This window comes from Lysinibacillus mangiferihumi (assembly GCF_003049665.1).
Taxonomy (GTDB): domain Bacteria; phylum Bacillota; class Bacilli; order Bacillales_A; family Planococcaceae; genus Lysinibacillus; species Lysinibacillus mangiferihumi.
In genome coordinates, this window is record NZ_PYWM01000020.1 from 45,073 (window position 1) to 68,327 (window position 23,255).

Below are 23,255 nucleotides of genomic sequence, written 5' to 3' on the forward strand. Positions count from 1 at the left end.
CTTTTATAATGGAGGGGAATTACATGGCTTCTATCCAAAAATATGAATTAAAAGACGGTAAGGAACGGTGGATGTATGTAATTGAAAACGGTACTAATCCCACTACTGGTAAAAGAGAACGAATTGTTAAAAGAGGTTTTTTAAAAGAAAAGGATGCTGTTAAGGCTGCTCGTGCTATGGAATATGAAATAGATAAATGGAATTTAGATTTTAAAAACAAAGCAACCTTTCATGACTTAGGAGAGGAGTGGTTTGAACGCTATACAAAAAGTGGTGTAAAAAATAGCACCATACGCTCAAAAGATTATCATTTAGAAAAGTTATATGAAGGTTTTGGGCATGTTAAGGTTCAAAATATCACACAAGATGTTTATCAAAAGTTTCTGTTTAATCTCCACGAGCAATTATCTTATAACACTTTGACAAATGTTCACGGTACAGCTAAACAGGTATTTAAATATGCTCGTGAAAAGAAAATACTATTAGATGATCCAACTGAATTCACGATTGTTCCTAAGCGAATTAAAACGGTCGAAGAGATTGAAAACGAGGCTATCACCGATACATACTTCGAAAAACATGAATTAAAGGCGTTTTTAGATGTTTGTTATCAGAGTGGTAAAATAGGTGACTATGTTTATTTCAACACGTTAGCATGGACGGGAATGCGTCCAGGAGAGGCATTAGCGTTAAAGTGGTCTGATATAGATTTTGAAGAAGGAACGATCAATATAACAAAGACTCTTTATAATCCAAAGAATAAATTTGATCAATTTGAACTTACTCCTCCTAAAACAGAGGGTTCAATTCGGAAAATAGATATTGAAGAGGAACTCATAGCTTTATTAATAGGGCATCAACTAAATCAAAAAAAGATAAAAACTATTTATGAGAAGAATTATAAAGATTTTGATTTTGTTTTCTCGCGCTTATATGGCGAATATATGGGTTATCCATGGTATTTACGAATTGTGAATAGACACATGAAATTAATTTTGAATAAAATGCCAAATTTCAATAAGCAACTAACACCACATTCATTCCGACACACTCACACTTCTCTTTTAGCAGAGATTGATGTACCGTTAGAATTAATCATGGATCGATTAGGTCACGAAGATGAAGATACAACTAAAAAAATATATCTTCATGTTACTCAAGACAGAAAAAAAGAAGCGTCAGAAAAATTCGGTAAATTGATGAGAGAACTTCAAAAAACATGATTTTTTAGGGTTTCGGCATCATTTGGGCATCGTTTTATAAATACAAAGCCCGAAACCACTTGATAAATAAAGGATTTCGGGCTTTATGTCCGCGTTTACGTCCATAATATTTCTATTGTACACAATTTTAAAGCTGTATTCATCTGTTTCGGTTTAAATTCCATAAGAGTTAAAATAATTAATAATTCTAAAAATTAAAGTGGGCAGATCAGGTTGTTTTATATCTACTTTTACATTAATCATAACAAAAGAGACATCTCAAATTTAAATTGAGACGTCTCTTATCACATTATATGATAATTTCGTTTTGCTCTGGTACATAAATTTCAGACTCACGTTGCTCATAGTCTTGCACAATTCCATTTAATATAGCACGTAGCTCTGTTGCTGTTTCAGTTTGATTAATAGCACTGCGGGCTTTACCGTTACCACGAATACCTTTTAAATACCACGATGCGTGCTTACGCATTTCGCGCACAGCCACACTCTCTCCTTTTAATTGCATTAGGCGTTCAAAGTGCAATAAACATACATCCATTTTTTCGCGAACGCCAGGCTCGTCTTTTAACTCTCCTGTTTCCAAATACTGAACTGTACGATAAATCATCCACGGATTACCTAATGCTGCTCGTCCGATCATTACAGCATCCACCCCTGTTGTATCTAGCATACGTTTTGCATCTTGGGGCGATTCAACATCACCATTGCCAAGCACAGGGATATTGACATTTTCCTTTACTTGACGAATAATATCCCAATTTGCTTTTCCTTCGTACATTTGCACACGTGTACGGCCATGAACTGCTACCGCTGAAGCGCCGGCACGTTCAACAGCCTGCGCATTTTCCACAGCAAAGACATGTTCATCGTCCCACCCAATACGCATTTTTACACTGACTGGCTTTTTCACCGCATCAACAACCGCAGCTACCATTTCGTAAACTTTGTTTGGATCTAGCAGTAAACGTGCACCTGCTTCACACTTGATTATTTTATTGACTGGACAGCCCATATTAATATCAATAATATCGGCAGTTGTATTTTCGTCTACATACTTCGCCGCTTCTACAAGTGTCGTTTTATCTCCACCAAAAATTTGTAGGGAAAGGGGATTTTCACGTTCGTCAATATATAGCATACCTAACGTCTTTTCATTTTTACTAACAATCCCTTTATCACTAATCATTTCTGCATATACTAGCCCTGCTCCGAATTCTTTCACCGTTAATCGAAAAGCAGAGTTACAGATACCAGCCATTGGTGCTAATACGACACGGTTGTCCATGACAATATCGCCAATTTGAAACGGCTTTTCAGTTGTCTGACTCAACGTCGATTTCCTCCTTCTATGGGCTTTCACCCGTCATTGCTAAAGATGTATTGTTAATGCTTTTGGCATTTATTATTAAGCTCTCCACAAATCAAACTTATGCACATTATTTCATAGACGGCATCAATCTCGTATCCGCTGATTGCATCCATAGCGTTACGCCTTCCTCTTGCCAATTCATCTGTTGCAGCGTTTCGTGTGCTCTTTGTAATTGCTCTCCAGATGGGGTAGGCGTAATTTCTATTAATGGTACTAACACGAAAGCTCGTTCATACATTCTTGGATGTGGCACAAGTAAGCTGTCTGTTTCAATATTTTCGTGATTGTAGAGTAGAATGTCAAGGTCGATGATTCGAGGCCCCCATCGAAACTCCCGAACACGACCTAACTCGTTCTCTACTGACTGACAAATCTTTAGCATTTCACAAGATGAACTACTTGTTCTAACATGAACCGCAATATTTAAAAAATCTGCTTGGTCAGTAAAGCCTACAGCTGCCGTTTCATAGATAGAAGATATACGCGCAACCTCTATCTGGTCTTTTTCCATCAAAAGTTCGATTGCACGCTGAAGGTTTGCATAACGTTCACCAATATTTGTACCAATCGATATATATACGTCATTCATTAGAAGTCACCTCTAGTTATCTCAACTGAAACTTCTTTGTAATAACCATGTATCGGTGGATCTGGTTTAATCAGCTCAACTCGTACACCTTTGACCTTGTCAGGATATGCAGAGAGTATACTATTAGCGATTTTCGCAACAAGAGCTTCAATTAGTTTAAAAGGCTCGCCCTCAACGATATCACGACAAAGCGCATACACTTCAGCATAATTCACTGTATACGTTAAATCATCTGTGTCACCCGCTTTAGTCATATCAACCGCTAGTGAAACATTGGCACGGAAGCGTTGACCTAGTGTTGTTTCTGCTGCTAAAACACCATGATAGCCATAAAACTGCATGTCCTTTAAATGAATATAGTCCATTACGCTTCCTCCTTGTAAATACGTTTACCAACTAACACATCTGCCATATAGGAAGCACGAGCCATTTCTTTCACATCGTGCACACGGATTAGATGACAGCCTTTTTCAATGCCATAAACAACAGTTGCGCATGTCCCTTCAATCCGTTCTTCTACAGGAAGCTGCAATACATTGCCAATCATTGACTTACGCGAGGTTGCTAATAACACAGGGTACCCCATATTCACTAAATCCGCTAGATGCTGCATCATTGCAATATTTTGAGCCGTTGTTTTAGCAAAACCGATGCCTGGATCCAATATAATATGAGAATCAGGCACACCAGCCTTCTTCGCAATAGCAATACTCTGTTCTAAATCCGCTTTGGCTGTTGCCCAAAAATTACTTCCATAATCTTTGTTTTCGCGATTATGCATTAAAATAATCGGTACATTTAGTTCCGCAGCAACTTCTGCAATCGCAGGTTCTGATTTGGCACCCCAAATATCATTAATAATATGAGCACCCGCTTCAATCGCCGCCCGTGCTACTCTCGCTTTATACGTATCAACCGAAATAATAGCTGGTACTTCCGCTACTAGTGCCTGAATAACCGGTACAATACGCGCAATTTCATCTTCATCAGAAATACGCTCATAACCAGGGCGTGTCGATTCACCGCCAACATCAATAATTTTCGCACCTTCAGCTACCATCTTTTTAGCCTGCTCTACAGCGGCATCAACGTTATTATATTTCCCACCATCTGAAAAAGAGTCTGGCGTGACATTTAAAATACCCATAATAAATGTTTCACTGTTATAATCTAAAGTAATCCCATTAATTGTTAACGGTGTTGTATAGTTTTCTAGCATTTTAATGCTCCTTCTATTGTTGTTCCACCTCATTGATAAACGCCTCATGTAAACGTAAATAAATCGGTCCTTTATTGCCTAACAACTGAATATCTTCTAACTTGCAAATGGGAACAAGCTCTTGCACAGAGTTCGTAATAAAACATTCGCACCCTTGCTCCACATCGTTTTTAGTAAATAAACCTTCTCGTATTTCAATACCTACTGACTGCGCATGTTCTAGTATCCACGCTCTCGTAATACCAGGTAAAATACCCGCTTCTAAAGAAGGCGTATATAGTATATCATCTTTCACCCAAAATATATTTGAAGTGACACCTTCAGCCACATAGCCCTCCTCTGTTAAAAAGAAACCTTCCTGCATTGCTAAAGAGGACATTTCAAACCTTCCTAAAACGTTATTGCCATAATGATGCGACTTAACACGTAAAGCGCCTTCAGGAGTATTCCGTCTTACCTCTAACCATTGCGCTGTTTTTTCCTTACCACGAGGAGTATCAGGCAACTCTTTCCGAAAGATGATCACATTGGGTTGTGTATACTCGCTCGGTTGCAAACCTATACTGTGCTCCCCAGCAGATACATTTAAACGAAAATAACCATCTTTCCCACCTGCAGCTAGATTTAGTTGTTCAATAACCGCAAGTAAATCCTGTTTTGTATAAGGCAGGTGGATATGGAACTGCGTAAGTGCCGCTTGTAATCTTTCCATATGCGCTTCCCAAAATAATACCTTCCCATTGTAAGTACGCAACGTCTCGAAAAAACCTAAGCCATATAAAAAACCATGGTCAAATGGTGAGATTCGCAATTCCTCCGCTGCTACATAGTTCCCGTTCAACCAGCACTGCATATTATTTCGCTCCTTCTACATACAATTCGATAAAATGACGTAGAAGCTTTTTCCCCTGTTCCGTCATAATAGATTCTGGATGATATTGAACTCCTTCGATTGGATACTCTTTATGCCGAATCCCCATAATTTCTCCTTCCGCAGTCCAAGCTGTCACATCAAAACAGGCTGGTAAGCTTTCTTTTTCCACAATGAGCGAATGATACCGTGTTGCTTGAAATGGATTGGGCATACCTGCATGTAGACCATTTTCCGCATGCAACACCGGAGACGTTTTACCATGCATTAAACGTTCTGCACGAATAACATGTCCTCCAAAAACTTGAGCTATTGCTTGATGTCCAAGACACACCCCTAAAATAGGAATATTTCCCGCGAAATATCGAATGATGTTTAGACTTTCACCAGCTTCGTTCGGACTACAAGGTCCTGGCGAAATCACAATCATATCTGGCGCAAGTTTTTCAATATCCGCAATTGTTAACGAATCATTTCTTTTCACAATTAACTCATGTCCAAATTCTCCAAAATACTGCACAAGATTATATGTAAAAGAATCATAGTTATCAATCATTAAAATCATTTTGCTCGCTCCTCTGCCATTGCCTTAGCCTGCCACATAGCTTTTGCTTTATTTAAAGACTCTTGGTATTCTCTTTCTGGAACAGAATCAATGACAATTCCTGCACCAGCTTGGATATGGGCCATTCCATCTTTAACAAACGCTGTTCGTATCACAATATTCAATTCCATATCCCCTGTATAGCCTAACCAGCCAATGGACCCCGTATATAGTCCTCGACGTACTGGTTCTAATTCTTCAATAATTTCCATCGTACGAATTTTAGGTGCTCCTGTAATCGTCCCACCTGGGAACATCGCTCGAACGACATCCGCATTGGTCTTGCCTTCAGCTATCTCACCACGCACATTTGACACAATATGCATTACATGTGAATAGCGTTCAATGACCATAAACTCATCGACCTCAACTGTACCGTATGTGGATACTCTCCCTAAGTCATTACGTTCTAAATCAACGAGCATCACATGTTCTGCTCGCTCCTTCTCGTTATCAATTAACTCCTGTGCCAACGCAATGTCTTGTTCGTCAGACTTTCCTCTCGGACGCGTTCCTGCTATTGGTCGTGTTGATAACTCCTTACCTTGGCGTTTCACCAATAGCTCTGGCGAACCAGACACAACCGCAAAATCAGGGGCTTCAATATACGCCATATATGGCGAAGGATTAAATGCACGTAACGCTTCATAAACATCCATTGCTGTAGCATTTAATTTTTTCGATTGACGAACTGATAAATTCACTTGAAACACGTCACCTTGTGCTATATAGCTTTGAATTTTCCTCACAGCAGCTTCAAAGGCAGTGCCTGCAAATGACACAAGCAGTTCACTTTCATCATTTACCACTTCAACAGCATTTGTCTTTTCAAATTTCCTTAACTGCAAACCTTCCTGTGCCGCTACTTGCCAAGCATGTGCTTGCTCTTCAAGGTTCACATCACAGTTTGCTAACTTCATAAACGTTACTTCATTTGTCTTAACATCATGTACTGCCCAACAATCAAATAAATAAAAATAAATATCTGGCACCTTTAAATCATCTGTTGCTAGTTCTGGCAGCTCCTCAATTTTCCGTGCGTAATCGTATGACACAAAACCGATTGCGCCTCCTTGGAAAACAGGCAGTTTAGCATCATAAGTTAATTGATAGTTCGCTACTAACTGTTCTAATAAATCAAGTGGCTCCCCGTATAACATTTCGCGAGTGCCATCTCTCCACTCTATAAGCAAACCACCCTCAATTGATTGAGCAGTTGCTAATGGTTGCCATGCGGCGATCGAATAGTGCCCCCCACGTCCACTCTCTAAAAATACATGGGCTTTTTCATCTGTCGTTTGCTTTTTATAGCTATAAAAAAACGCGTCTGCGTCCATTTTCACTGATTTCGTAGATAATGTATTCACGTTGCTCTTCCCCTTTGGATCATATGATGTGATTCCATCTTAACGTGAAAAATGCAGAGATGCGAATTTTTTTTGCTACTAAAATAAATAACTATAAATGCCACTTCTTGCTACAACCGATTGCCAATACTGTTCATTTCTAATGGCACTATTTCTTGCTCAAAATAGCGAGGAAGTATCGGCCATTTTTGTTCCATGCAGGCGTTTTGTATATAGTCTTTTTTAAAATTAAGTTGCAGACTAAAAGGTGCTCCCTCTCGTCAAATAGCGGCTCTTCCATAAAGAAAAAACTGTAGGCACACTCTCAATTTTTTGAGATTGCCTACAGTCTATAAGACTCCCTTTTAGGAGGATATCATTTTGTCTGAAAATTAGTCTTCAAATTGGTATAAAGGTGTAGATAGGTAACGCTCACCATTTGAAGGTACGATTGCAAGGACATTTGAGTCCTTACCTAAGCGTTTTGCTGTCTCAATCGCTGCATAGATCGCTGCACCTGAAGAAATACCGCATAGAATACCCTCTTCACGCGCTACTTTACGCGCTACTTCAAACGCAATTTCATTTTCTACAGGGAATACTGAAGAATAAACATCTGTATCTAAAACAGAAGGGACGAATCCAGCACCAATACCTTGGATTTTATGCGGACCTGGTTGACCTCCTGAAAGTACTGGAGAATCTTTTGGCTCAACAGCAATAATTTCAATTTCTGGGTACTTCTCTTTTAACACGCTACCAGCACCCGTAATTGTACCGCCTGTACCAACACCAGCAACAAATGCATCTAATTTCAAGCCATCAAAAGCTTCCACGATTTCTGGGCCTGTTGTTAAACGGTGAACAACTGCGTTTGCTGGGTTAGTGAATTGCTGCGGTAAAAAGTATCCGTGCTCTGCAGATAACTCTTCCGCCTTTGAAATGGCACCTTTCATGCCAGCTGGTCCAGGTGTTAACACTAAATCAGCACCATAAGCACGCAGTAAATTACGTCGCTCTAAACTCATTGTTTCTGGCATTACTAAGATTGCTTTATAGCCCTTAGCTGCAGCAATCATTGCTAACCCAATTCCTGTATTACCAGAAGTAGGTTCAATAATCGTACCACCTGGTTTTAACGTTCCATCTTTTTCAGCAGCCTCAATCATCGCCAACGCTAAACGGTCTTTTACTGAGCTCCCTGGGTTAAAATACTCTAATTTAACATATACAGTACCTTCATTTTCACCTGTTGCATGATTTAATTTTACAATTGGTGTTTTACCAACTAATTCAGCTACTGAGTTCGCTAATCTACTCATTTATTATTCCACTCCTAATCCCTACTAATTTTATAGGTTTTACTTATTTTGTATTTTATCAATTTTCCAGTTGCATTGTCAATCAATAAAGCTTATATTTTCAGAATATTTATTTGAATAGGTTGGGACAAAAGAGAAGAAGTGTTAGATTGACTGCCATCGATCTAACACTTTTTTGCTATTCCGTTGTTGTCCGCTACGGCGGTGCTTTCCGCGGGCACACCGTAAGCCGCAACCCTCGCTAACGCGCGGTCTGTTGCGTCTAACATTATGTGCTGTTCCCGCTGGAGTCACCGCCTTCGCTACCAACAACTAGTGAACACTTCTAATTTTTTATTTATTGCAAAAGCAAGAAAAGATAAGTTCTCCATATAGCAAAAATTTACGAATACCTGTCCTCTGTTCCTTAAATTTTTTTAGTTATGTCCCAGCCGCTTCCTTTTATCATTTCTTTTCTTCACCATAATACCAAGTCGCCTTAAATTCAGACCAAAATGCTTCAGGTGTTATAGATTGTTGCAATTGCTCCAACGCAAGCTCCCGTTCGATATGTTCTTTCACATCGTCATATGTAAAGGATTGACCTTCTATTACTTCTTGAACTTGGACGATTCCGTAATGGCCATTATCTAACTTAAATACCTTACTAATTTCATTTGCCGATAACGTTTTAACCGCTTTTAACAGAGCTGGATCAATATTGCCCTGCTTCTCTGTTAAGAACCCTATGTCTCCACCTAAGCTAGCCGATGCACTGTCAATTGAAATTTCACGTGCCAGCACAGAAAAATCAGACCCATTTTTTAGTTCACTTAACGCTTCTTCAGCAGCTTTTTTTGAGTCTACCTCAATAAAATTAGTACGATAACTTGTGTCAGTATTATATAACGCTTTATTTTCTTCATAGTATTTTTTAATACTGTCTTCTTTAATTACAACATCTTTTGTTAGTACTTTATCTAAAATAAGCCCTGAGCGAATTTTCTGCTTTAACTGGTCGGCCGAAAGATTTTGCAATGCTGTATCGAATTTATCTTGAGCTGAACGCATTAACGCAAGTTCTAAATCAATCTCTTGATTAGACACCTTTATTTTATATTTATCAGCAGCCTTTTCCATAACAGATTCATTCACTAAGTTTTGGAGAGTTTCTTTACCATAGCGTTCTTCCATAGCAATCATCCACTCTTGGCGTGTTATTACATCGCCATCAACGGCAGCGACTTGTTCGTCGCTACCAATTTCCTGACCTTTATTTGGAATTAACCAAGCAATAAACCATAAAAAATTCCCTAGTAATAAGATAGCAATAACTATTAAAGCCGGCTTTGTTTTTAAACGGCGTTGCAATAAGGGCGTTTGGTTGGGTGTTGAAGATGTCTGTGGTCTCCGATTACGCGTTGAGCTCATCGATAAAACCTTCTAGTACTTCTTTTGAGAAATGATATGTTTCTAAACAGAAGTGACATTGTGCTTCAGCCGCACCATCTTCATCAATCATTTCTTGAATTTCCTGCGAACCCAAACCTAAAATTGCTGCACCAAATCGCTCTTTTGAACATTGACATTTAAATTCAACCGGCATTGAATCTAAAATTTGGACTTTTCCTTCTCCTAATACAGCCTCTAAAATTTGCTCTGGCGTATAGCCCTTTTCAATCATTTTCGATACAGGCTCTAGCGTCGCTAAATGTTGCTCGATTGCGTCGATTGTTTCTTCTTCACAGCCCGGCATAAGTTGAAGAATAAAGCCGCCCGCTGCTAGAATAGAATTATCCGGATTAACTAGCACACCAAGCCCTACAGATGAAGGCACCTGTTCAGATGTTGCAAAATAGTAAGTAAAATCTTCTGCAATTTCTCCAGATATAATTGGTGTTTGGCCAGAGAACATATCACGTAAGCCCAGATCCTTGACAATCGTTAACGCGCCTTCCGTCCCGACACCAGCTCGTACATCCAACTTGCCCTGTTCGTTTAAATCAAAATGCACGTGTGGATTTGTTACAAAACCACGCACTTCACCTTGAGCGTTACTATCAATTACCATAGGACCGATTGGACCATTACCTTCGATTTTAATGGTAATCTTTTCTTGACCTTTTAACATAGCTCCCATCATGACACCAGCAGTCATGGAACGACCAAGAGCTGCAGACACAACTGGCCATGTATTATGACGGCGTTGTGCTTCTCCTACAGTTGCTGTTGTACAAGCAGCGAAAACACGCACCTGCCCATTAAATCCTAAACCTCGAACTAAATAATCTTTCATAAATGAAAAGTCCCTCTTTTCTTATTGGTTACGTTTATATAACTTATATAAACCTTTTAATGTTAAAAATGGATCGACGACATCTATCACTTGCGTCTCCCCAGCAATTAAATTAGCTAATCCTCCAGTTGCAATAACAAGCGGCTCTTCTTTACTTTGTGCCTTCATGCGATTAACAATGCCCTCCACTTGTCCAACAAAACCATAAAAAATGCCGGCCTGCATCGCAGAAACGGTTGTTTTTCCAACAATATGTGTAGATCGAAGAATTTCAATACGTGGTAATCGAGCTGCCTGCGTATAAAGTGCCTCTGTTGAAATCGAAATGCCTGGAGCAATAGCACCGCCCATATAATCGCCTTTTTCATTCAAATAACAATATGTTGTTGCCGTACCAAAATCCACAATAATTAACGGTGCTTTATAAGCATCGAGCGCTGCTATAGCGTTTACGATTCGATCTGAACCAACCTCTCGTGGGTTTTCATATTTAATGTTTAAACCTGTTTTTACACCGGGTCCAACGACCAATGGTTTTTTCCGAAAATATTTTTTGCACATTGCTTCTAACGAAAACATAATCGGCGGTACAACCGAGGATATAATAATGCCAGTAATTTGTTCAAATGAAATGCCTGCATGGTTAAAAAAAGCGAGTACTTGCATCGCATATTCGTCTTCCGTTTTATGAAGATCCGTAACCATTCGCCAATGAAAAGCGAGCTGATCATTTGTATCATAGACTCCCAAAACAATATTTGAATTTCCTGCATCCAATACTAAAATCATGGCCGATGCCTCCATATCAAATTCGCCCCAATGAAACCGACTGAGTTTCATTACTTTTAACAAACATTTGTTTGTGCAACTTCACTCCATCGAACTAGAGGCGCTTATTTTCAGTTTAAGAAGGCGCTTCGCTGAACACCAAATAAAGTTTGAACACTTTAGAAAATGATACCACACTTTTAAGCCAATGAAATAGCATTCCTACTCACGATAAAAGGGGCTACCCTACATTTTAGAAGGTAGCTCCGTAACCATTATTTAAAATTAAATTTTTCAGGGTCTGGTCCGCAACGCAAGCCGTCATTCATAGCATCTAACTGCGCCATTTCTTCATCAGCTAACGCAAAATCAAAAACATCTAAGTTTTCTGTCATACGTGATGGCGTCATTGTTTTTGGGATTGTTACAACACCATGTTGAACATCATATCGCAAAACAATTTGTGCTGGTGTTTTGTTGTATTTACTTGCTAACTGTTGAATTAACGCTTCCTCCAACAAAGAACCATTCATTAATGGTGACCATGCTTCAACTTGAATACGATGTTCTTTACAATAATTACGTACTTCTTCCTGTGTCAGATGGGGGTGAAATTCTATTTGATTGATAACAGGAATAACCGTTGTTTCTTTTAATAAATGTTCTAAATGATGTACATGGAAATTGCTGACACCGATGGAACGAACACGCCCGTCCTGATAAATTTTTTCAAGCGCTTTATATGCCTTAATATAGTTCGTATCTAAACCTGGCCAATGAATTAAATATAAATCTAAATAGTCTAAACCTAATTTTTCTAAACTGCTAGCGTATGCGGCAAGTGTCTCTTCATAAGAAAGTCCGTCATTCCAAACTTTTGAAGTTACAAAAAGCTCCTCACGTGCAACTAGACCTTCATCGATTGCTGCGCGAATTCCTCGCCCAACGCTTTCCTCATTACGGTACACTTGTGCAGTATCGATGCTACGATAACCTTTTGCGATAGCCGTTTTAACAGCTTCAGCCAAATCATCTCCATCTGGTACACGGAATACACCATAGCCTACTAAAGGCATTTCTAGCCCATTATTCAATGTTACGTTTTCCATGTTCAACACTCCTATCCATTATGCAGACACATAACATACTATTTACATCGTAATGCTTCATGCAAAAAAAAAGCAAAGAAAAAGACTGCTTATGAAAATTTCATAAGCAGTCTTTTATGTGGTTAATCACGTTTTTCGTCGATCCCTTTAGGAGCATCCTTTTGGTCGAAACCTTCTTTTGGTAAATCCGCTGTTGTTGGATTTGGCGCATCGCTTAGCAATTCTTTTTCAAGAACAGGTTTACCGACTTTTTCTAAAGTTGGTTGTGCTTCAACTTTAGGCGCTTCTTCTAACACGTTTTCCACCGCTTCAGGTTCTGGTAACACACCATGGTCACGTAAATGCTCGATCTCTTGCGCATTTAATGTTTCTTTTTCCATTAATGTATTCGCAATTAAATCAAGTAAATGACGATTTTCTGTCAAGATACGTTTAGTACGTTCATATTGCGTATCAATAATTTTTTGCATTTCTTTATCGATTTCATATGCAATTGAATCAGAGTAGTTTTGATCTGAGTTGAAGTCACGACCAAGGAATACATTTCCGCCTTGACTTGACCCAAATTGCATCGCACCAAGAGTTTCACTCATACCATATTCTGTAACCATCGCACGTGCAATGCTTGTTACCTTTTGGAAGTCATTATGAGCCCCAGTAGAAACTTCACCTAGCACGATTTCTTCAGCTACACGACCACCAAGAAGTCCCGCAATACGGTCTAACAGCTCTTGTTTTGTTGTGAAGAAACGCTCTTCCTTCGGTAACATAATCGCATAACCACCCGCTTGACCACGTGGTACGATTGTTACTTTATGAACTGTATCCGCTTCATCAAGCTCTAGACCAACAACAACGTGACCCGCTTCATGGAAGGATACAAGCTTTTTCTCTTTTGCAGAGTAAACGCGGCTCGCTTTCGCTGGACCTGCAATCACACGGTCAGATGCCTCATCGATATCTGCCATATTAATCGTACGTTTACTTTTACGTGCTGCTACAAGTGCAGCTTCGTTTAATAAGTTTTCTAAATCCGCACCCGAGAAGCCTGGTGTACGTTGTGCTACAGCTGCTAAATCGACTGAATCCGAAAGAGGCTTATTGCGAGCATGCACTTTTAGAATGGCTTCACGACCTTTTACATCAGGATGTCCTACTGTAATTTGACGGTCAAAACGACCAGGACGTAATAACGCTTTATCTAAAATATCTGGACGGTTTGTTGCCGCGATAATAATAATCCCTTCGTTTGCACCGAAGCCATCCATTTCAACTAATAATTGGTTCAATGTTTGCTCACGTTCATCGTGACCACCGCCAAGACCAGCACCACGCTGACGACCTACAGCATCAATTTCATCAATGAAAATGATACATGGAGCATTTTTCTTCGCATTTTCGAATAAATCACGCACACGCGAAGCACCTACACCGACAAACATTTCCACGAAGTCAGAACCTGAAATCGAGAAGAATGGTACGCCAGCTTCACCTGCTACTGCACGAGCAAGTAATGTTTTACCTGTACCTGGAGGACCTACAAGTAAGATACCTTTTGGAATACGAGCACCTATTTCAGTGAATTTGCGGTGATCTTTTAAGAAATCAACGACCTCTACAAGTTCCGCTTTCTCTTCATCTGCACCTGCTACATCAGTAAAACGAACTTTTTTCTTTTGGTCATCATAAAGCTTAGCTTTACTTTTACCAAAACTCATTACTTTATTGCCGCCACCTTGAGATTGACTCATTAGGAAGAAGAATAAGAAGATGATAATGATGAATGGAATAATACCTGTAAAGAACTGTACCCATCCACTCGTTTCTGGTGCTTTCAAGAAATCTATATTGCTATTCTTATCCTTAGCAGCTTCATCGATTCGATCCATCAATGATTGGTTATCGCGGGGAAGGTTCACTGTGAAACTTTCGCCTTTTTCATAACCTTTCATGGAACCTTCAACAATATATACTGATTTATCAGGTTGAATTTTTGCTTCTGTAATTTCATTCTTATCAAGAGCTTCTAAAAACTCTGGATAAGTAATTTCGTTCGTCGGCGATTTACCGCCATTGAAAGTACCAAATATACCAATGATCACTAGGAAAATCAGTAAATAGAATATGGTATATCGAAATATTCGATTCATCTCCAGCCTCCTCATTACAAACAGAAAAATTATAAGTAAAATCTTAACATATCATGATTTCATCATACAACGAAAAGCCTTACTTAAAAAAAGTTTCGTTCGAATTTTGTCGAAATCTAAACATATTTACTCCCACTAATTACAATCCCAGCGAATTTGCAACCGGTAATTCTCTTTTGGCGCAGCTTTCGATGCATCCGAAATTGAATTGTTTTATACCCTACCTATGTCATCCGCTGGAGGCTTTAACTTGTACCCACTCTTTAATCCAAGTGGGCTAAGGCATTAAAATGAATAAACTTCAGGCTTTAAAATACCGATATACGGTAAATTACGGTATTTCTCAGCGTAGTCTAAACCATAGCCAACAACAAAGCCATCGGGAACTTTGAAGCCAACATAATCAGCAGCAAGGTTTACTTTTCGCCCAGATGGTTTGTCTAAAAGCGTTACAATTTTAATGGATTTTGCTTTACGGTATTTAAATAAATCCACCAAATAGCTTAGTGTTAACCCGCTATCGATGATGTCCTCGATAATTAATACATCACGACCTTCAACACTTGTGTTTAAATCCTTTAAAATTTTCACTTCACCAGATGAAACAGTGGCATTACCATAGCTAGATACATCCATAAAATCTAGCTCAATAAAAGAATCAAAACGTTTCATTAAGTCTGTCATGAAGGGCATCGCACCTTTAAGTACGCCGACAGCTAACGGGAACGAATCTTGATATTCCTCTGTTAATTGGGCACCTAGCTCAGCGATTCTTTCTTGCAGTTGTTCTTCTGTAATCATAATTTTTTCGATGTCATTTTGTAACATATTGATTCCTCCTCGTGTGTATCAAAAATTTTCAACCTGTATGTAGGTGAAATATTTTACAAAGACCATTAGTCTACGATGAGCACTGTATCATCGCTTGGTTGCGGCGTAGTTGAAAAATAAACACCCATACGCACACCAATTACCGCTACGACCTCGTTAGATTGAGAAATCAGTAACGGCCAGCTATTTCGCTCATTTAAAGGAATCTTTTCATCTATAAAAAGGCGAGATAAACGTTTTGGCTTATCCATTCCTTTTAACAGCATTCGGTCTCCTTCCTTACGTGCCCTAATATAGAGTGGAAGTGTAAGTTTATTAGCGTTAAAGTAAAAAAGTTGTGCACTATCCGTAAGCAATTCGGATGCTAATTCAGACAGCTTAACGACAGATAGACGGACACCATTTTTTAATGTTGTCCTATCATTAGCAGTTAAAACAATTCCTTTTTCAGGGTAAATTTCACTTTCTAATGATGCGCTTTTCTGAATCGTCAATTTGCCGTAACGGCGAACTGCCATAAAACCTTCTGGTAAGTGAATTTCTGCATACCCAGATGTTGTTTCACAAAGCTTTAAAAGCGAAGTTAAGATAGCATAACTTTGTATCGTATTTGAATCTTTGTAAAGATAGTTTAATAGTATTAAAATGAGCCTCCTTTGTAAAGCAAGTGCTACCATTTCAAATGCTTCTATCTCCATACTATACATATTTTCATTGTATATTTTTACTGTTTTAGAAAATATGTCTTGTGCAAGTGTCATTAAGTACGCATCATCCTCTTGCAAATGCTTTGTAAATCGACTCGCCTGCTCAGCGACACGTGGGTTTTCCGCCTTCAATAGGGGTACTACGTGGTGTCTATAACGATTTCTTACGTAGGAGTCTTTCAGATTGCTCGCATCTTCACGATAATTCAAACCCTGCTTCCGTAAATATTCCCTTATTTCGGACTTTGTAACCGTTAAAAACGGACGAATTAATGATTTTCCTGCAAAAATACGCTTTGGACGAATACCTTGCATACTATTCATCGTAGCATTTTTCGTCAGGGCCATTAATACTGACTCCAGTTGATCGTCCGCATGATGTGCAGTTACAAGCTTGGTTGCCATCGTTTTATGTATGACTTCTGCAAAATAACGATAGCGTTCTCTACGACAAACTAACTGTGAGTTGCCATTTTCCAGCGCTAAAATTTCTGGAATAGGAATGGCTGTTGCATGCAACATAACGCCATATTTATCGCAATAACGTTGGACAAAAGCTCTATCCTCAGCGGATGCCTCGCCTCTTAACATATGATCGACATGCACTGCCTCGACCTCAATGCCCCATTGCTCTTTAGTTTTCACAAAGTAATGGAGTAGTGCCATTGAATCTACACCACCCGAAACGGCGACGAGAAGATGGTCGTCTTGCTGTAATAATTGCTCTTCATCAATAAATTGTTTGACCTTTAATTCAAATGACAAACGCTTCTCCTCCCCTTTTCGTTTCTTTTTACGAAGATTTACTCATGGAATATTGAGCCGGTTTAAATACTGCCCATGTTGGCACAACATGGGTAACTTCTAACATCAATACTGTACAGTCATCCTCTATTGCATAGTACGATTGGAAGGACTGCATTATTGTTGTTAATTTATCTTGTATTGTTTTATTTGTGCTTGCTACCTGTTGTGCGAATGCTAAAAATGCTTCTTCTTGCTCATCCCAATCGGCAATGCTTGAAAACAGACCATCTGAATGCATCAGTATGACATCCCCCGCCTTGAGCTTTCTTTTTTCAGCTTCAACCGCCGAAATCGACAAAAACCCAACAGGTGCTGCATTACTCTCAACTTTCAATACCTCTTTGCCTCGTAAAATATAGGTGGACATGCCCCCCGCCTTCCACGACCATAAATCACCATGTTGTAAATCGACTAGAGCAAAGTCGAGCGTAGCGTACATATCATCCTGTTGCTTAAGAGACATCACATAATGTAAGGTATGCATCGCCGTCTCCGGATTCATATTGAAATTCAAACATTCCCGCATTAAATGAATCAATTTTCTACTCTCATGCTGTGCTTCTTTACTCTGTCCCATACCATCAGACAACAATATGGCAAATAACCCTGGATGCAGTTGGAATAGCGCGTGTGAATCACCTGAATATAGCGTTGCATCTTTTGACATGCTATATATATCATACTCTACTTCAAAGCTAATAGCTGATCTAAAGCTTACTTGAATGTGACGAAATGGTACATCACACGCAACAACTTTATCGATTTCAAACGGTTCTTCAAAAATATCGTATAAAATTGGCAAAATCATACGCTCTGCTACTGTTGTATCCTCTTCCCAATTAACACGTGCAGGAGCTAGTGCACATACGATTTTTCGCGCTCCCGCCTTATTGCTCAGCACATCAAGCTGAAAACACTCGATATGAGCATCCTTCAAGCGTTGAATAATATCCTTCTCTACGCTGACGAAAGAGATTGTTTCTTCTTTCATCTCTGCAATTAACTGATTAAGATGATTACTCATATCGCGTAACTGAAGGGCAATCATTTTTTTACCATGAAAATACTGTCCATTAATACGCTCCCTATACAGTTCCGTCTCCAATTCCTCGAAAATTTTTGTTGATTTAACACATTTATATCGAATTTGTTCTTCCACACGGTGGATAGACGATTCTTTCCCTACACCTTTCATATGAAACCAATCTGTCATAAGCTTGTCCATGCCATTATTTTGCGCTCCCCAGCACCGATCATGGCGAAAACAACTTAAACATGTATTCATAGGAGCCACTTCTTCTTTCACTGCTACAGGGGCTGTCATAAAGCGTTCAAATACAAGTTCTTTCATGAAATGAACGAAATGTTGAAAGTGCTCTAGCTTAAATGTAACATGTTCTGTCAACCAATGTTGCCTAGCTAATAACACTTCTTCACGTTGTGGAAAAAGCTTGTTACGCACTTTATCTGAATAGCTTTTAGGAAGAACTAAAAAAACCAAACTGCCTATAGCAATTGACGTGAAGTACACGCTATCTAATGGCAACGTTGCGTCATAAAATAAAAAAAACACACTCGGCAAAATGCTACCAATTGCTACACCAAATCTCCCTGCACGAGCCCCCATACCTGCACAAAGCCCCGTTAAGGTTGCAACCGACAACATCCCTGTAAAAGATAACTTTGCCACACCTATAAGTGCTCCTAATACCGCTCCTATTACAGTAGCTAGCGGCACACTTCCCACGGATGCACCAAAACAAATAAGTAGTTGTAATAAAAAAATGGGTAGAGAAAAATAGCTAATGACGACGGCTTGCATCCCCGTAAGCATAGCCGCAAATACAACTAACGCTGAGCCTAACCGTTCATATGTCCAATGGCTTGTAAACCACTCATAGGAGTTAACAAAAAGCACTTGCATAAATAACGTCATAATGAGCGCTAAAGCTACTTCACATCCTACATAAAATTGTACAAGCACTGGCGGAAGCCCTTGGTGCATTACTCCTTGCCATAATACTTGTACGATAAGTACTGCAAGTGAAACGGCAATACTTTGAGGTAACTGCCAATATCGGAAACGTTGTATACATTCATACATGCCTATTTGTAATGCTAGAATGAGGACTTGTCCAAAACCAAGGAAATAACAGCCTATTAAACCGCCTATTAAGACGAACTTCGCATACTCTTTATATTTACTGCGAATAATCGCCCAAAACGGGACAGAGAAAGGTACAGCTGCTTCAAACACCACAGATTGAGCTAAAAAAAAGGATGTTAAGAAAAATAGGGAACCTATCAGCAATTGCCTTTTTCTTGCCCCCGATTTTTGGTCGTCTACATTCGCTGTTTCATACCATTCAACACTAGTCATTACATAATCCCCTTTCTACACTTTTTCGTTATTATAAGAAATTATGTGTGGAAAGATTGTCTGACGATGGCAAAAAAAAATATAAACATTTCGACGAATACATATGCATAAATACGTTAATTGTCAGCAAGTACTAAAAAAATAGGATACTGTGCAAAATTACAGTAAATATTTTTCGGAATATTCTATTATTACGTGTTTTTATGGTGCTAACGTCATTTTTTGCGCTGATATTCATGCGCTCACGGTGTTTGTTTTCATGCAAATAGATGCTTTTTCATTTTTTTAAGATTTTTATTAAACTTTTTTCATAAAGAATATTGACACTTAGTTTAATGGATTGTATTATTTAACTTGTCCTTAAAAAAGAAATGCGGAAGTAGTTCAGTGGTAGAACACCACCTTGCCAAGGTGGGGGTCGCGAGTTCGAACCTCGTCTTCCGCTCCAATAACATTTCGGCGGCCTAGCTCAGCTGGCTAGAGCGTACGGTTCATACCCGTAAGGTCGGGGGTTCGATCCCCTCGGCCGCCACCATAATTGGCCCCTTGGTCAAGCGGTTAAGACACCGCCCTTTCACGGCGGTAACACGGGTTCGAATCCCGTAGGGGTCATACTGCAAAACGTCTTAGAAGTAGCTTCTAAGACGTTTAAATTGTCGACAAAAGGCATCAAGAGTGAATTTAAACTCCTTGATGCCTTTTGTCATTTTTTATGTTTTTAGAAATACTGAATTGAAATCTTTTGTAAACAAGGACTGACATACTTGCTGAGCATCACATGGCAAGCCCACCCTCAGCGAAAATCAACATCCATATTAATCGGTTACAATACCGTACCAATTGACATCAGCACTTTTAGTATGCCTCTTTTCTAAAACTGTGGCATACTTATGATAAAATGCACATGTTATTAGGAGGTTACCTTTCTTTGAGTTTATTAACGAAAGCAGCTTTAATTTGCGGGAGTGGCTCCATGATTATTCTCGTATCCATACTCATTAACTTACCGTTTGCCATACAAATATTTTTACTCCTTACTGGGCTAGTCGTAAGCGTATACGGCGTGTACTTACTCGTAAAAATGGTGTCCCAGCCAGCGGAAAAGACAGTTAAAACAACACAGGAGCAACCTGCACCTGCTCCTAAGAAGAAGAAAAGACCAACCTCAACATTATAAGGTGTTTTCTTTATTTGCGTAGTTTCAATCTTTTGGAATTACGTTTTTTTGACCCTTATCATTCCAAATGTACATATTCTATTGACTTTAAACCAAAAAAGATTAGCCTTTGTCATAAACAAAAGCTAATCTCCGTTCTATTTAATACACTTTTTCTACGATTAAAACAGTCAGCAAACTACCCTCTTCTAGCCCCGCGACCACCACGTTTTGACTCTGTAGCACGTTTTAATGTTGCTAAACGCTCATCACTATCTTTTAAGAAACGTGCCATTTTTTGCTCAAAGTTTTCCTTCGGCTGATGGCGTTCGTTACGATCGTTAGAACGATTGTCACGACGCGGACGTTGAGGACGCTCTGGTCTCTCAGCTTGAGGCTTTGCTTTACGGATTGAAAGACCGATCTTTCCATCCGCTTCAACATTCATCACTTTTACTTCAACTTCATCTCCAACTTTTAGATGCTCATTGATATCTTTTACATAATTGTCAGCAACTTCACTGATGTGTACTAAGCCTGTTTTGCCGTCTGGCAGCTCAACGAATGCTCCAAAATTTGTGATTCCTGTTACTTTACCTTGTACCTTGCTGCCTACTTCAATTGACATAAAAAAAATGCTCCTCCTTAAAAATTAAGCGACTCTTTTGAGCCATGTAATCAATTTAATCAAACTTTTTACTTCAATAAGTTTCTCTTTTCATTATATATAACTAAAAAAGAGTGTCAACAATACATAGCTTTTCAGTCGTCTTTTTTATCTTCCTTATCTGGCATAATGAAAATAATTTCGCCTTCCTCAGATAAGAAGTACTCTTTACGCAATAACTTTGCAATATACTCATCATCTTCTAATTGTTTAATTTTAAGATTGAGTGAATCCTGTTCCTCTTTTACCTTCATCAAATGCTGATTGGCTTCTTCTTTTTTCTTTTCCTTTGTAGCTAGCGTTTCAGACTGATGGGCAAGTATATTTAAGAGAAAGGCGATGATAACGACTGGCGCAATCGCAAAAAAGACAATACGACGCATTTTTCGTTTACGCGATTGCACTTTACGATTTATAGCTTTATCCGTGTTACGGACATAGTCATTATCAAGCTTGGTGTAGTTTTTCTGTTCATCTTTTGATGAATGACGTCTAGTCATGCCCGCACCTCCGAAGTTATTGTTGTCTTTTATTATACTTGATATATCGAATTTTTTTTAATAAAGTGTAGGACAAATACGAATAAATTTTGACAAAAGGCCTTAAGACGAACGCAGCAATTTTAATGAATATCTGTAATATTTGTCGAATAATAGCGATTATTAATCGGACAATAAACCAAAAAGGTCTCCACGTTATATTCACTACAATGCGTGCCATGAAACGTAAAAAGGTTTGAAAAAAAGTCTGATATAAAAATATACCAGCAATCTGCGCTAGCGGGTCGTAAGCCCGCCACGCGCCATCTTTTAGCCAAAATAATAAATAATACGTTAACCCTCCAAGCAGAATCCATGTCAGTAGCTCTAACACCATCATCCACTTTCGAAGGCTTGACTTTTTTGGAGTTGAAAAAACTATGAGCCTTACACTATCAATAATAAATCCAACTGCTATACCGCTCACAACCATGACTAATAGCTGAACGAATTGCTGACTAACAATCATCCAAACAATTTATGAAGGAAACCTTTCGAGAAGCCACTTTCCTCCTCGTCATACTGCAAGGTTTTTACAGTTCCTTCAAGTGTCAATAACCCTTTGTCAACATCTAAGTGAACGATATGCAGTTCCTCTCCACGAATCAATAAATGCCCTTGGGACGTCTTGATAAAAAACTCTTCCTGATCAAAGCGTTCAATTGATTTTACAGAAGTCATGTCCATTCTTTTACGATTACGAATCGTTAAAATATGCTCTCCAGATGGAATTGTGTAACGATTACTTTCTTGATGTAGCGTCATTTTTTTCCTCCTTTAGTCGTCCTAGCTTCTGTTCACTTTATGCGGACAACCTTCAAAGCATGACAAACTTTATGGAAGTTGCCTTACTTTTAAGAAGAAAAATTTACAACGTTACCTACTCTGCTATCCATGACACTTTGGCAAAACTGCCATTCAGATTGTTGGCAATCCTGCACATCTATATATTATCACTAGCACCTTCTCGTCTTTTTAGCTAGCGTTTTGCCCGCCTACATTAGCGGCAGGTTTCTACTAAAGTAATTTTTATTAGTCCTCATCATCAATAAATTCAGGCTCAACCTTTTCAAGACGCTCTTCTTTTAAAATTGTAAACATCTTTGCTGCATCTTCTTTTTTCACTGTATCACGCAATTCTTCCACACGTGCTGTGACAATTTTTTGACCGAAGCGAATCGCTAATTCATCGCCAACCTTCACACTGCTACTAGCCTTCGCTACTTTACCATTAATAGTAATACGACCTTGGTCAGCGACTTCTTTTGCTAACGTACGTCGTTTGATTAATCGTGAAACTTTTAAAAATTTATCTAATCGCAT

At 38.9% G+C, this 23,255-nt stretch carries 23 protein-coding genes and 3 tRNA genes; 5 read left to right on the forward strand and 21 right to left on the reverse strand.

From position 1 onward, the window contains the following. The first annotated feature begins 23 nt into the window (after positions 1 to 23). On the forward strand, positions 24 to 1,223 hold the full coding sequence (locus C9J37_RS17720) for a site-specific integrase (protein ID WP_107896427.1): 1,200 nt from the start codon (positions 24 to 26) through the stop codon (positions 1,221 to 1,223). 289 nt (positions 1,224 to 1,512) lie between these two features. Here C9J37_RS17720 and dusB read toward each other — a convergent pair whose 3' ends face one another. The 16 genes from dusB to C9J37_RS17800 all read right to left on the reverse strand — a co-directional run bounded on the left by dusB (position 1,513) and on the right by C9J37_RS17800 (position 19,570). Then, positions 1,513 to 2,553 carry a tRNA dihydrouridine synthase DusB gene (dusB, locus tag C9J37_RS17725; RefSeq protein WP_107896428.1) on the reverse strand — a complete coding sequence of 347 codons (1,041 nt, stop codon included), beginning with the start codon at positions 2,551 to 2,553 and terminating at the stop codon, positions 1,513 to 1,515. 106 nt (positions 2,554 to 2,659) lie between these two features. Continuing rightward, positions 2,660 to 3,181 (reverse strand): 2-amino-4-hydroxy-6-hydroxymethyldihydropteridine diphosphokinase, encoded by a 522-nt coding sequence (folK, locus tag C9J37_RS17730; RefSeq protein WP_107896429.1) that lies wholly within the window; start codon positions 3,179 to 3,181, stop codon positions 2,660 to 2,662. Further along, positions 3,181 to 3,546 carry a dihydroneopterin aldolase gene (gene folB, locus C9J37_RS17735; RefSeq protein ID WP_024362617.1) on the reverse strand — a complete coding sequence of 122 codons (366 nt, stop codon included), beginning with the start codon at positions 3,544 to 3,546 and terminating at the stop codon, positions 3,181 to 3,183. Before folB ends, folK begins: the two co-directional genes overlap by 1 nt. After that, positions 3,546 to 4,400 carry a dihydropteroate synthase gene (gene folP / locus C9J37_RS17740; protein WP_107896430.1) on the reverse strand — a complete coding sequence of 285 codons (855 nt, stop codon included), beginning with the start codon at positions 4,398 to 4,400 and terminating at the stop codon, positions 3,546 to 3,548. Before folP ends, folB begins: the two co-directional genes overlap by 1 nt. Positions 4,401 to 4,413: 13 nt before the next feature. Beyond that, positions 4,414 to 5,253, reverse strand: coding sequence for an aminodeoxychorismate lyase (gene pabC, locus C9J37_RS17745; RefSeq protein WP_107896431.1), 840 nt, complete (start codon positions 5,251 to 5,253; stop codon positions 4,414 to 4,416). Between the two features lies 1 nt (position 5,254). Beyond that, complete coding sequence (pabA, locus tag C9J37_RS17750; protein ID WP_069510859.1) at positions 5,255 to 5,836, reverse strand: aminodeoxychorismate/anthranilate synthase component II; 582 nt, start codon at positions 5,834 to 5,836, stop codon at positions 5,255 to 5,257. Then, positions 5,833 to 7,242, reverse strand: coding sequence for an anthranilate synthase component I family protein (locus C9J37_RS17755; RefSeq protein ID WP_407656261.1), 1,410 nt, complete (start codon positions 7,240 to 7,242; stop codon positions 5,833 to 5,835). The genes pabA and C9J37_RS17755 overlap by 4 nt, the downstream gene beginning before the upstream one ends. A gap of 371 nt (positions 7,243 to 7,613) precedes the next feature. Then, positions 7,614 to 8,543 (reverse strand): cysteine synthase A, encoded by a 930-nt coding sequence (gene cysK / locus C9J37_RS17760; RefSeq protein ID WP_107896432.1) that lies wholly within the window; start codon positions 8,541 to 8,543, stop codon positions 7,614 to 7,616. Positions 8,544 to 8,987: 444 nt separating this feature from the next. Further along, a complete protein-coding gene (locus tag C9J37_RS17765; RefSeq protein ID WP_024362611.1) occupies positions 8,988 to 9,953 on the reverse strand; it encodes a peptidyl-prolyl cis-trans isomerase in 966 nt (321 codons plus the stop codon). Next, on the reverse strand, positions 9,937 to 10,818 hold the full coding sequence (gene hslO, locus C9J37_RS17770; RefSeq protein WP_107896433.1) for an Hsp33 family molecular chaperone HslO: 882 nt from the start codon (positions 10,816 to 10,818) through the stop codon (positions 9,937 to 9,939). Before hslO ends, C9J37_RS17765 begins: the two co-directional genes overlap by 17 nt. A gap of 21 nt (positions 10,819 to 10,839) precedes the next feature. After that, on the reverse strand, positions 10,840 to 11,607 hold the full coding sequence (locus C9J37_RS17775; protein ID WP_025218335.1) for a type III pantothenate kinase: 768 nt from the start codon (positions 11,605 to 11,607) through the stop codon (positions 10,840 to 10,842). A 254-nt stretch (positions 11,608 to 11,861) separates the two neighbouring features. Then, on the reverse strand, positions 11,862 to 12,695 hold the full coding sequence (locus C9J37_RS17780; RefSeq protein ID WP_107896434.1) for an aldo/keto reductase: 834 nt from the start codon (positions 12,693 to 12,695) through the stop codon (positions 11,862 to 11,864). Between the two features lie 122 nt (positions 12,696 to 12,817). Continuing rightward, a complete protein-coding gene (gene ftsH / locus C9J37_RS17785; protein ID WP_107896435.1) occupies positions 12,818 to 14,845 on the reverse strand; it encodes an ATP-dependent zinc metalloprotease FtsH in 2,028 nt (675 codons plus the stop codon). A gap of 285 nt (positions 14,846 to 15,130) precedes the next feature. Then, positions 15,131 to 15,673, reverse strand: a complete 543-nt coding sequence (gene hpt, locus C9J37_RS17790) for a hypoxanthine phosphoribosyltransferase (RefSeq protein ID WP_025218332.1) — start codon at positions 15,671 to 15,673, stop codon at positions 15,131 to 15,133. Between the two features lie 68 nt (positions 15,674 to 15,741). Further along, on the reverse strand, positions 15,742 to 17,148 hold the full coding sequence (tilS, locus tag C9J37_RS17795; protein ID WP_107896436.1) for a tRNA lysidine(34) synthetase TilS: 1,407 nt from the start codon (positions 17,146 to 17,148) through the stop codon (positions 15,742 to 15,744). A gap of 28 nt (positions 17,149 to 17,176) precedes the next feature. After that, positions 17,177 to 19,570, reverse strand: a complete 2,394-nt coding sequence (locus C9J37_RS17800) for a SpoIIE family protein phosphatase (RefSeq protein ID WP_107896437.1) — start codon at positions 19,568 to 19,570, stop codon at positions 17,177 to 17,179. Positions 19,571 to 19,943: 373 nt separating this feature from the next. Here C9J37_RS17800 and C9J37_RS17805 point away from each other — a divergent pair. From C9J37_RS17805 to C9J37_RS17820, 4 genes are all read left to right on the forward strand, one after another. After that, positions 19,944 to 20,018 (forward strand) — tRNA-Gly (locus C9J37_RS17805). A gap of 10 nt (positions 20,019 to 20,028) precedes the next feature. Then, positions 20,029 to 20,105 (forward strand) — tRNA-Met (locus tag C9J37_RS17810). 5 nt (positions 20,106 to 20,110) lie between these two features. Beyond that, positions 20,111 to 20,182, forward strand: a tRNA-Glu gene (locus C9J37_RS17815). A 316-nt stretch (positions 20,183 to 20,498) separates the two neighbouring features. Then, entirely contained in the window at positions 20,499 to 20,747 is a 249-nt protein-coding gene (locus C9J37_RS17820) for a hypothetical protein (protein WP_107896438.1), read from the forward strand. Between the two features lie 178 nt (positions 20,748 to 20,925). On the opposite strand, the gene C9J37_RS17825 is transcribed toward C9J37_RS17820, so the two are convergent. From C9J37_RS17825 to C9J37_RS17845, 5 genes are all read right to left on the reverse strand, one after another. After that, entirely contained in the window at positions 20,926 to 21,354 is a 429-nt protein-coding gene (locus C9J37_RS17825; RefSeq protein WP_024362602.1) for a S1 domain-containing RNA-binding protein, read from the reverse strand. A 134-nt stretch (positions 21,355 to 21,488) separates the two neighbouring features. Next, positions 21,489 to 21,893, reverse strand: coding sequence for an FtsB family cell division protein (locus C9J37_RS17830; RefSeq protein WP_024362601.1), 405 nt, complete (start codon positions 21,891 to 21,893; stop codon positions 21,489 to 21,491). A gap of 16 nt (positions 21,894 to 21,909) precedes the next feature. After that, positions 21,910 to 22,401, reverse strand: coding sequence for a spore cortex biosynthesis protein YabQ (gene yabQ / locus C9J37_RS17835; RefSeq protein ID WP_107896439.1), 492 nt, complete (start codon positions 22,399 to 22,401; stop codon positions 21,910 to 21,912). Further along, positions 22,398 to 22,697 (reverse strand): sporulation protein YabP, encoded by a 300-nt coding sequence (gene yabP / locus C9J37_RS17840; RefSeq protein WP_004229167.1) that lies wholly within the window; start codon positions 22,695 to 22,697, stop codon positions 22,398 to 22,400. Before yabP ends, yabQ begins: the two co-directional genes overlap by 4 nt. Before the next feature lie 267 nt (positions 22,698 to 22,964). Next, the gene (locus C9J37_RS17845) at positions 22,965 to 23,255 is read right to left on the reverse strand and encodes an RNA-binding S4 domain-containing protein (RefSeq protein WP_107896440.1); all 291 of its coding nucleotides are present in this window, start codon (positions 23,253 to 23,255) and stop codon (positions 22,965 to 22,967) included.

Excerpts from the sequence above, each read along its gene's own strand:
- C9J37_RS17720 (WP_107896427.1), top strand. The coding sequence starts at position 24 with ATGGCTTCTATCCAAAAATATGAATTAAAAGACGGTAAGGAACGGTGG.
- folK (WP_107896429.1), bottom strand. The coding sequence starts at position 3,181 with ATGAATGACGTATATATATCGATTGGTACAAATATTGGTGAACGTTAT.
- folB (WP_024362617.1), bottom strand. The coding sequence starts at position 3,546 with ATGGACTATATTCATTTAAAGGACATGCAGTTTTATGGCTATCATGGT.
- folP (WP_107896430.1), bottom strand. The coding sequence starts at position 4,400 with ATGCTAGAAAACTATACAACACCGTTAACAATTAATGGGATTACTTTA.
- pabC (WP_107896431.1), bottom strand. The coding sequence starts at position 5,253 with ATGCAGTGCTGGTTGAACGGGAACTATGTAGCAGCGGAGGAATTGCGA.
- pabA (WP_069510859.1), bottom strand. The coding sequence starts at position 5,836 with ATGATTTTAATGATTGATAACTATGATTCTTTTACATATAATCTTGTG.
- cysK (WP_107896432.1), bottom strand. The coding sequence starts at position 8,543 with ATGAGTAGATTAGCGAACTCAGTAGCTGAATTAGTTGGTAAAACACCA.
- C9J37_RS17765 (WP_024362611.1), bottom strand. The coding sequence starts at position 9,953 with ATGAGCTCAACGCGTAATCGGAGACCACAGACATCTTCAACACCCAAC.
- hslO (WP_107896433.1), bottom strand. The coding sequence starts at position 10,818 with ATGAAAGATTATTTAGTTCGAGGTTTAGGATTTAATGGGCAGGTGCGT.
- C9J37_RS17775 (WP_025218335.1), bottom strand. The coding sequence starts at position 11,607 with ATGATTTTAGTATTGGATGCAGGAAATTCAAATATTGTTTTGGGAGTC.
- C9J37_RS17780 (WP_107896434.1), bottom strand. The coding sequence starts at position 12,695 with ATGGAAAACGTAACATTGAATAATGGGCTAGAAATGCCTTTAGTAGGC.
- ftsH (WP_107896435.1), bottom strand. The coding sequence starts at position 14,845 with ATGAATCGAATATTTCGATATACCATATTCTATTTACTGATTTTCCTA.
- hpt (WP_025218332.1), bottom strand. The coding sequence starts at position 15,673 with ATGTTACAAAATGACATCGAAAAAATTATGATTACAGAAGAACAACTG.
- C9J37_RS17800 (WP_107896437.1), bottom strand. The coding sequence starts at position 19,570 with ATGACTAGTGTTGAATGGTATGAAACAGCGAATGTAGACGACCAAAAA.
- C9J37_RS17825 (WP_024362602.1), bottom strand. The coding sequence starts at position 21,354 with ATGTCAATTGAAGTAGGCAGCAAGGTACAAGGTAAAGTAACAGGAATC.
- C9J37_RS17830 (WP_024362601.1), bottom strand. The coding sequence starts at position 21,893 with ATGACTAGACGTCATTCATCAAAAGATGAACAGAAAAACTACACCAAG.
- yabQ (WP_107896439.1), bottom strand. The coding sequence starts at position 22,401 with ATGATTGTTAGTCAGCAATTCGTTCAGCTATTAGTCATGGTTGTGAGC.
- yabP (WP_004229167.1), bottom strand. The coding sequence starts at position 22,697 with ATGACGCTACATCAAGAAAGTAATCGTTACACAATTCCATCTGGAGAG.
- C9J37_RS17845 (WP_107896440.1), bottom strand. The coding sequence starts at position 23,255 with ATGCGATTAGATAAATTTTTAAAAGTTTCACGATTAATCAAACGACGT.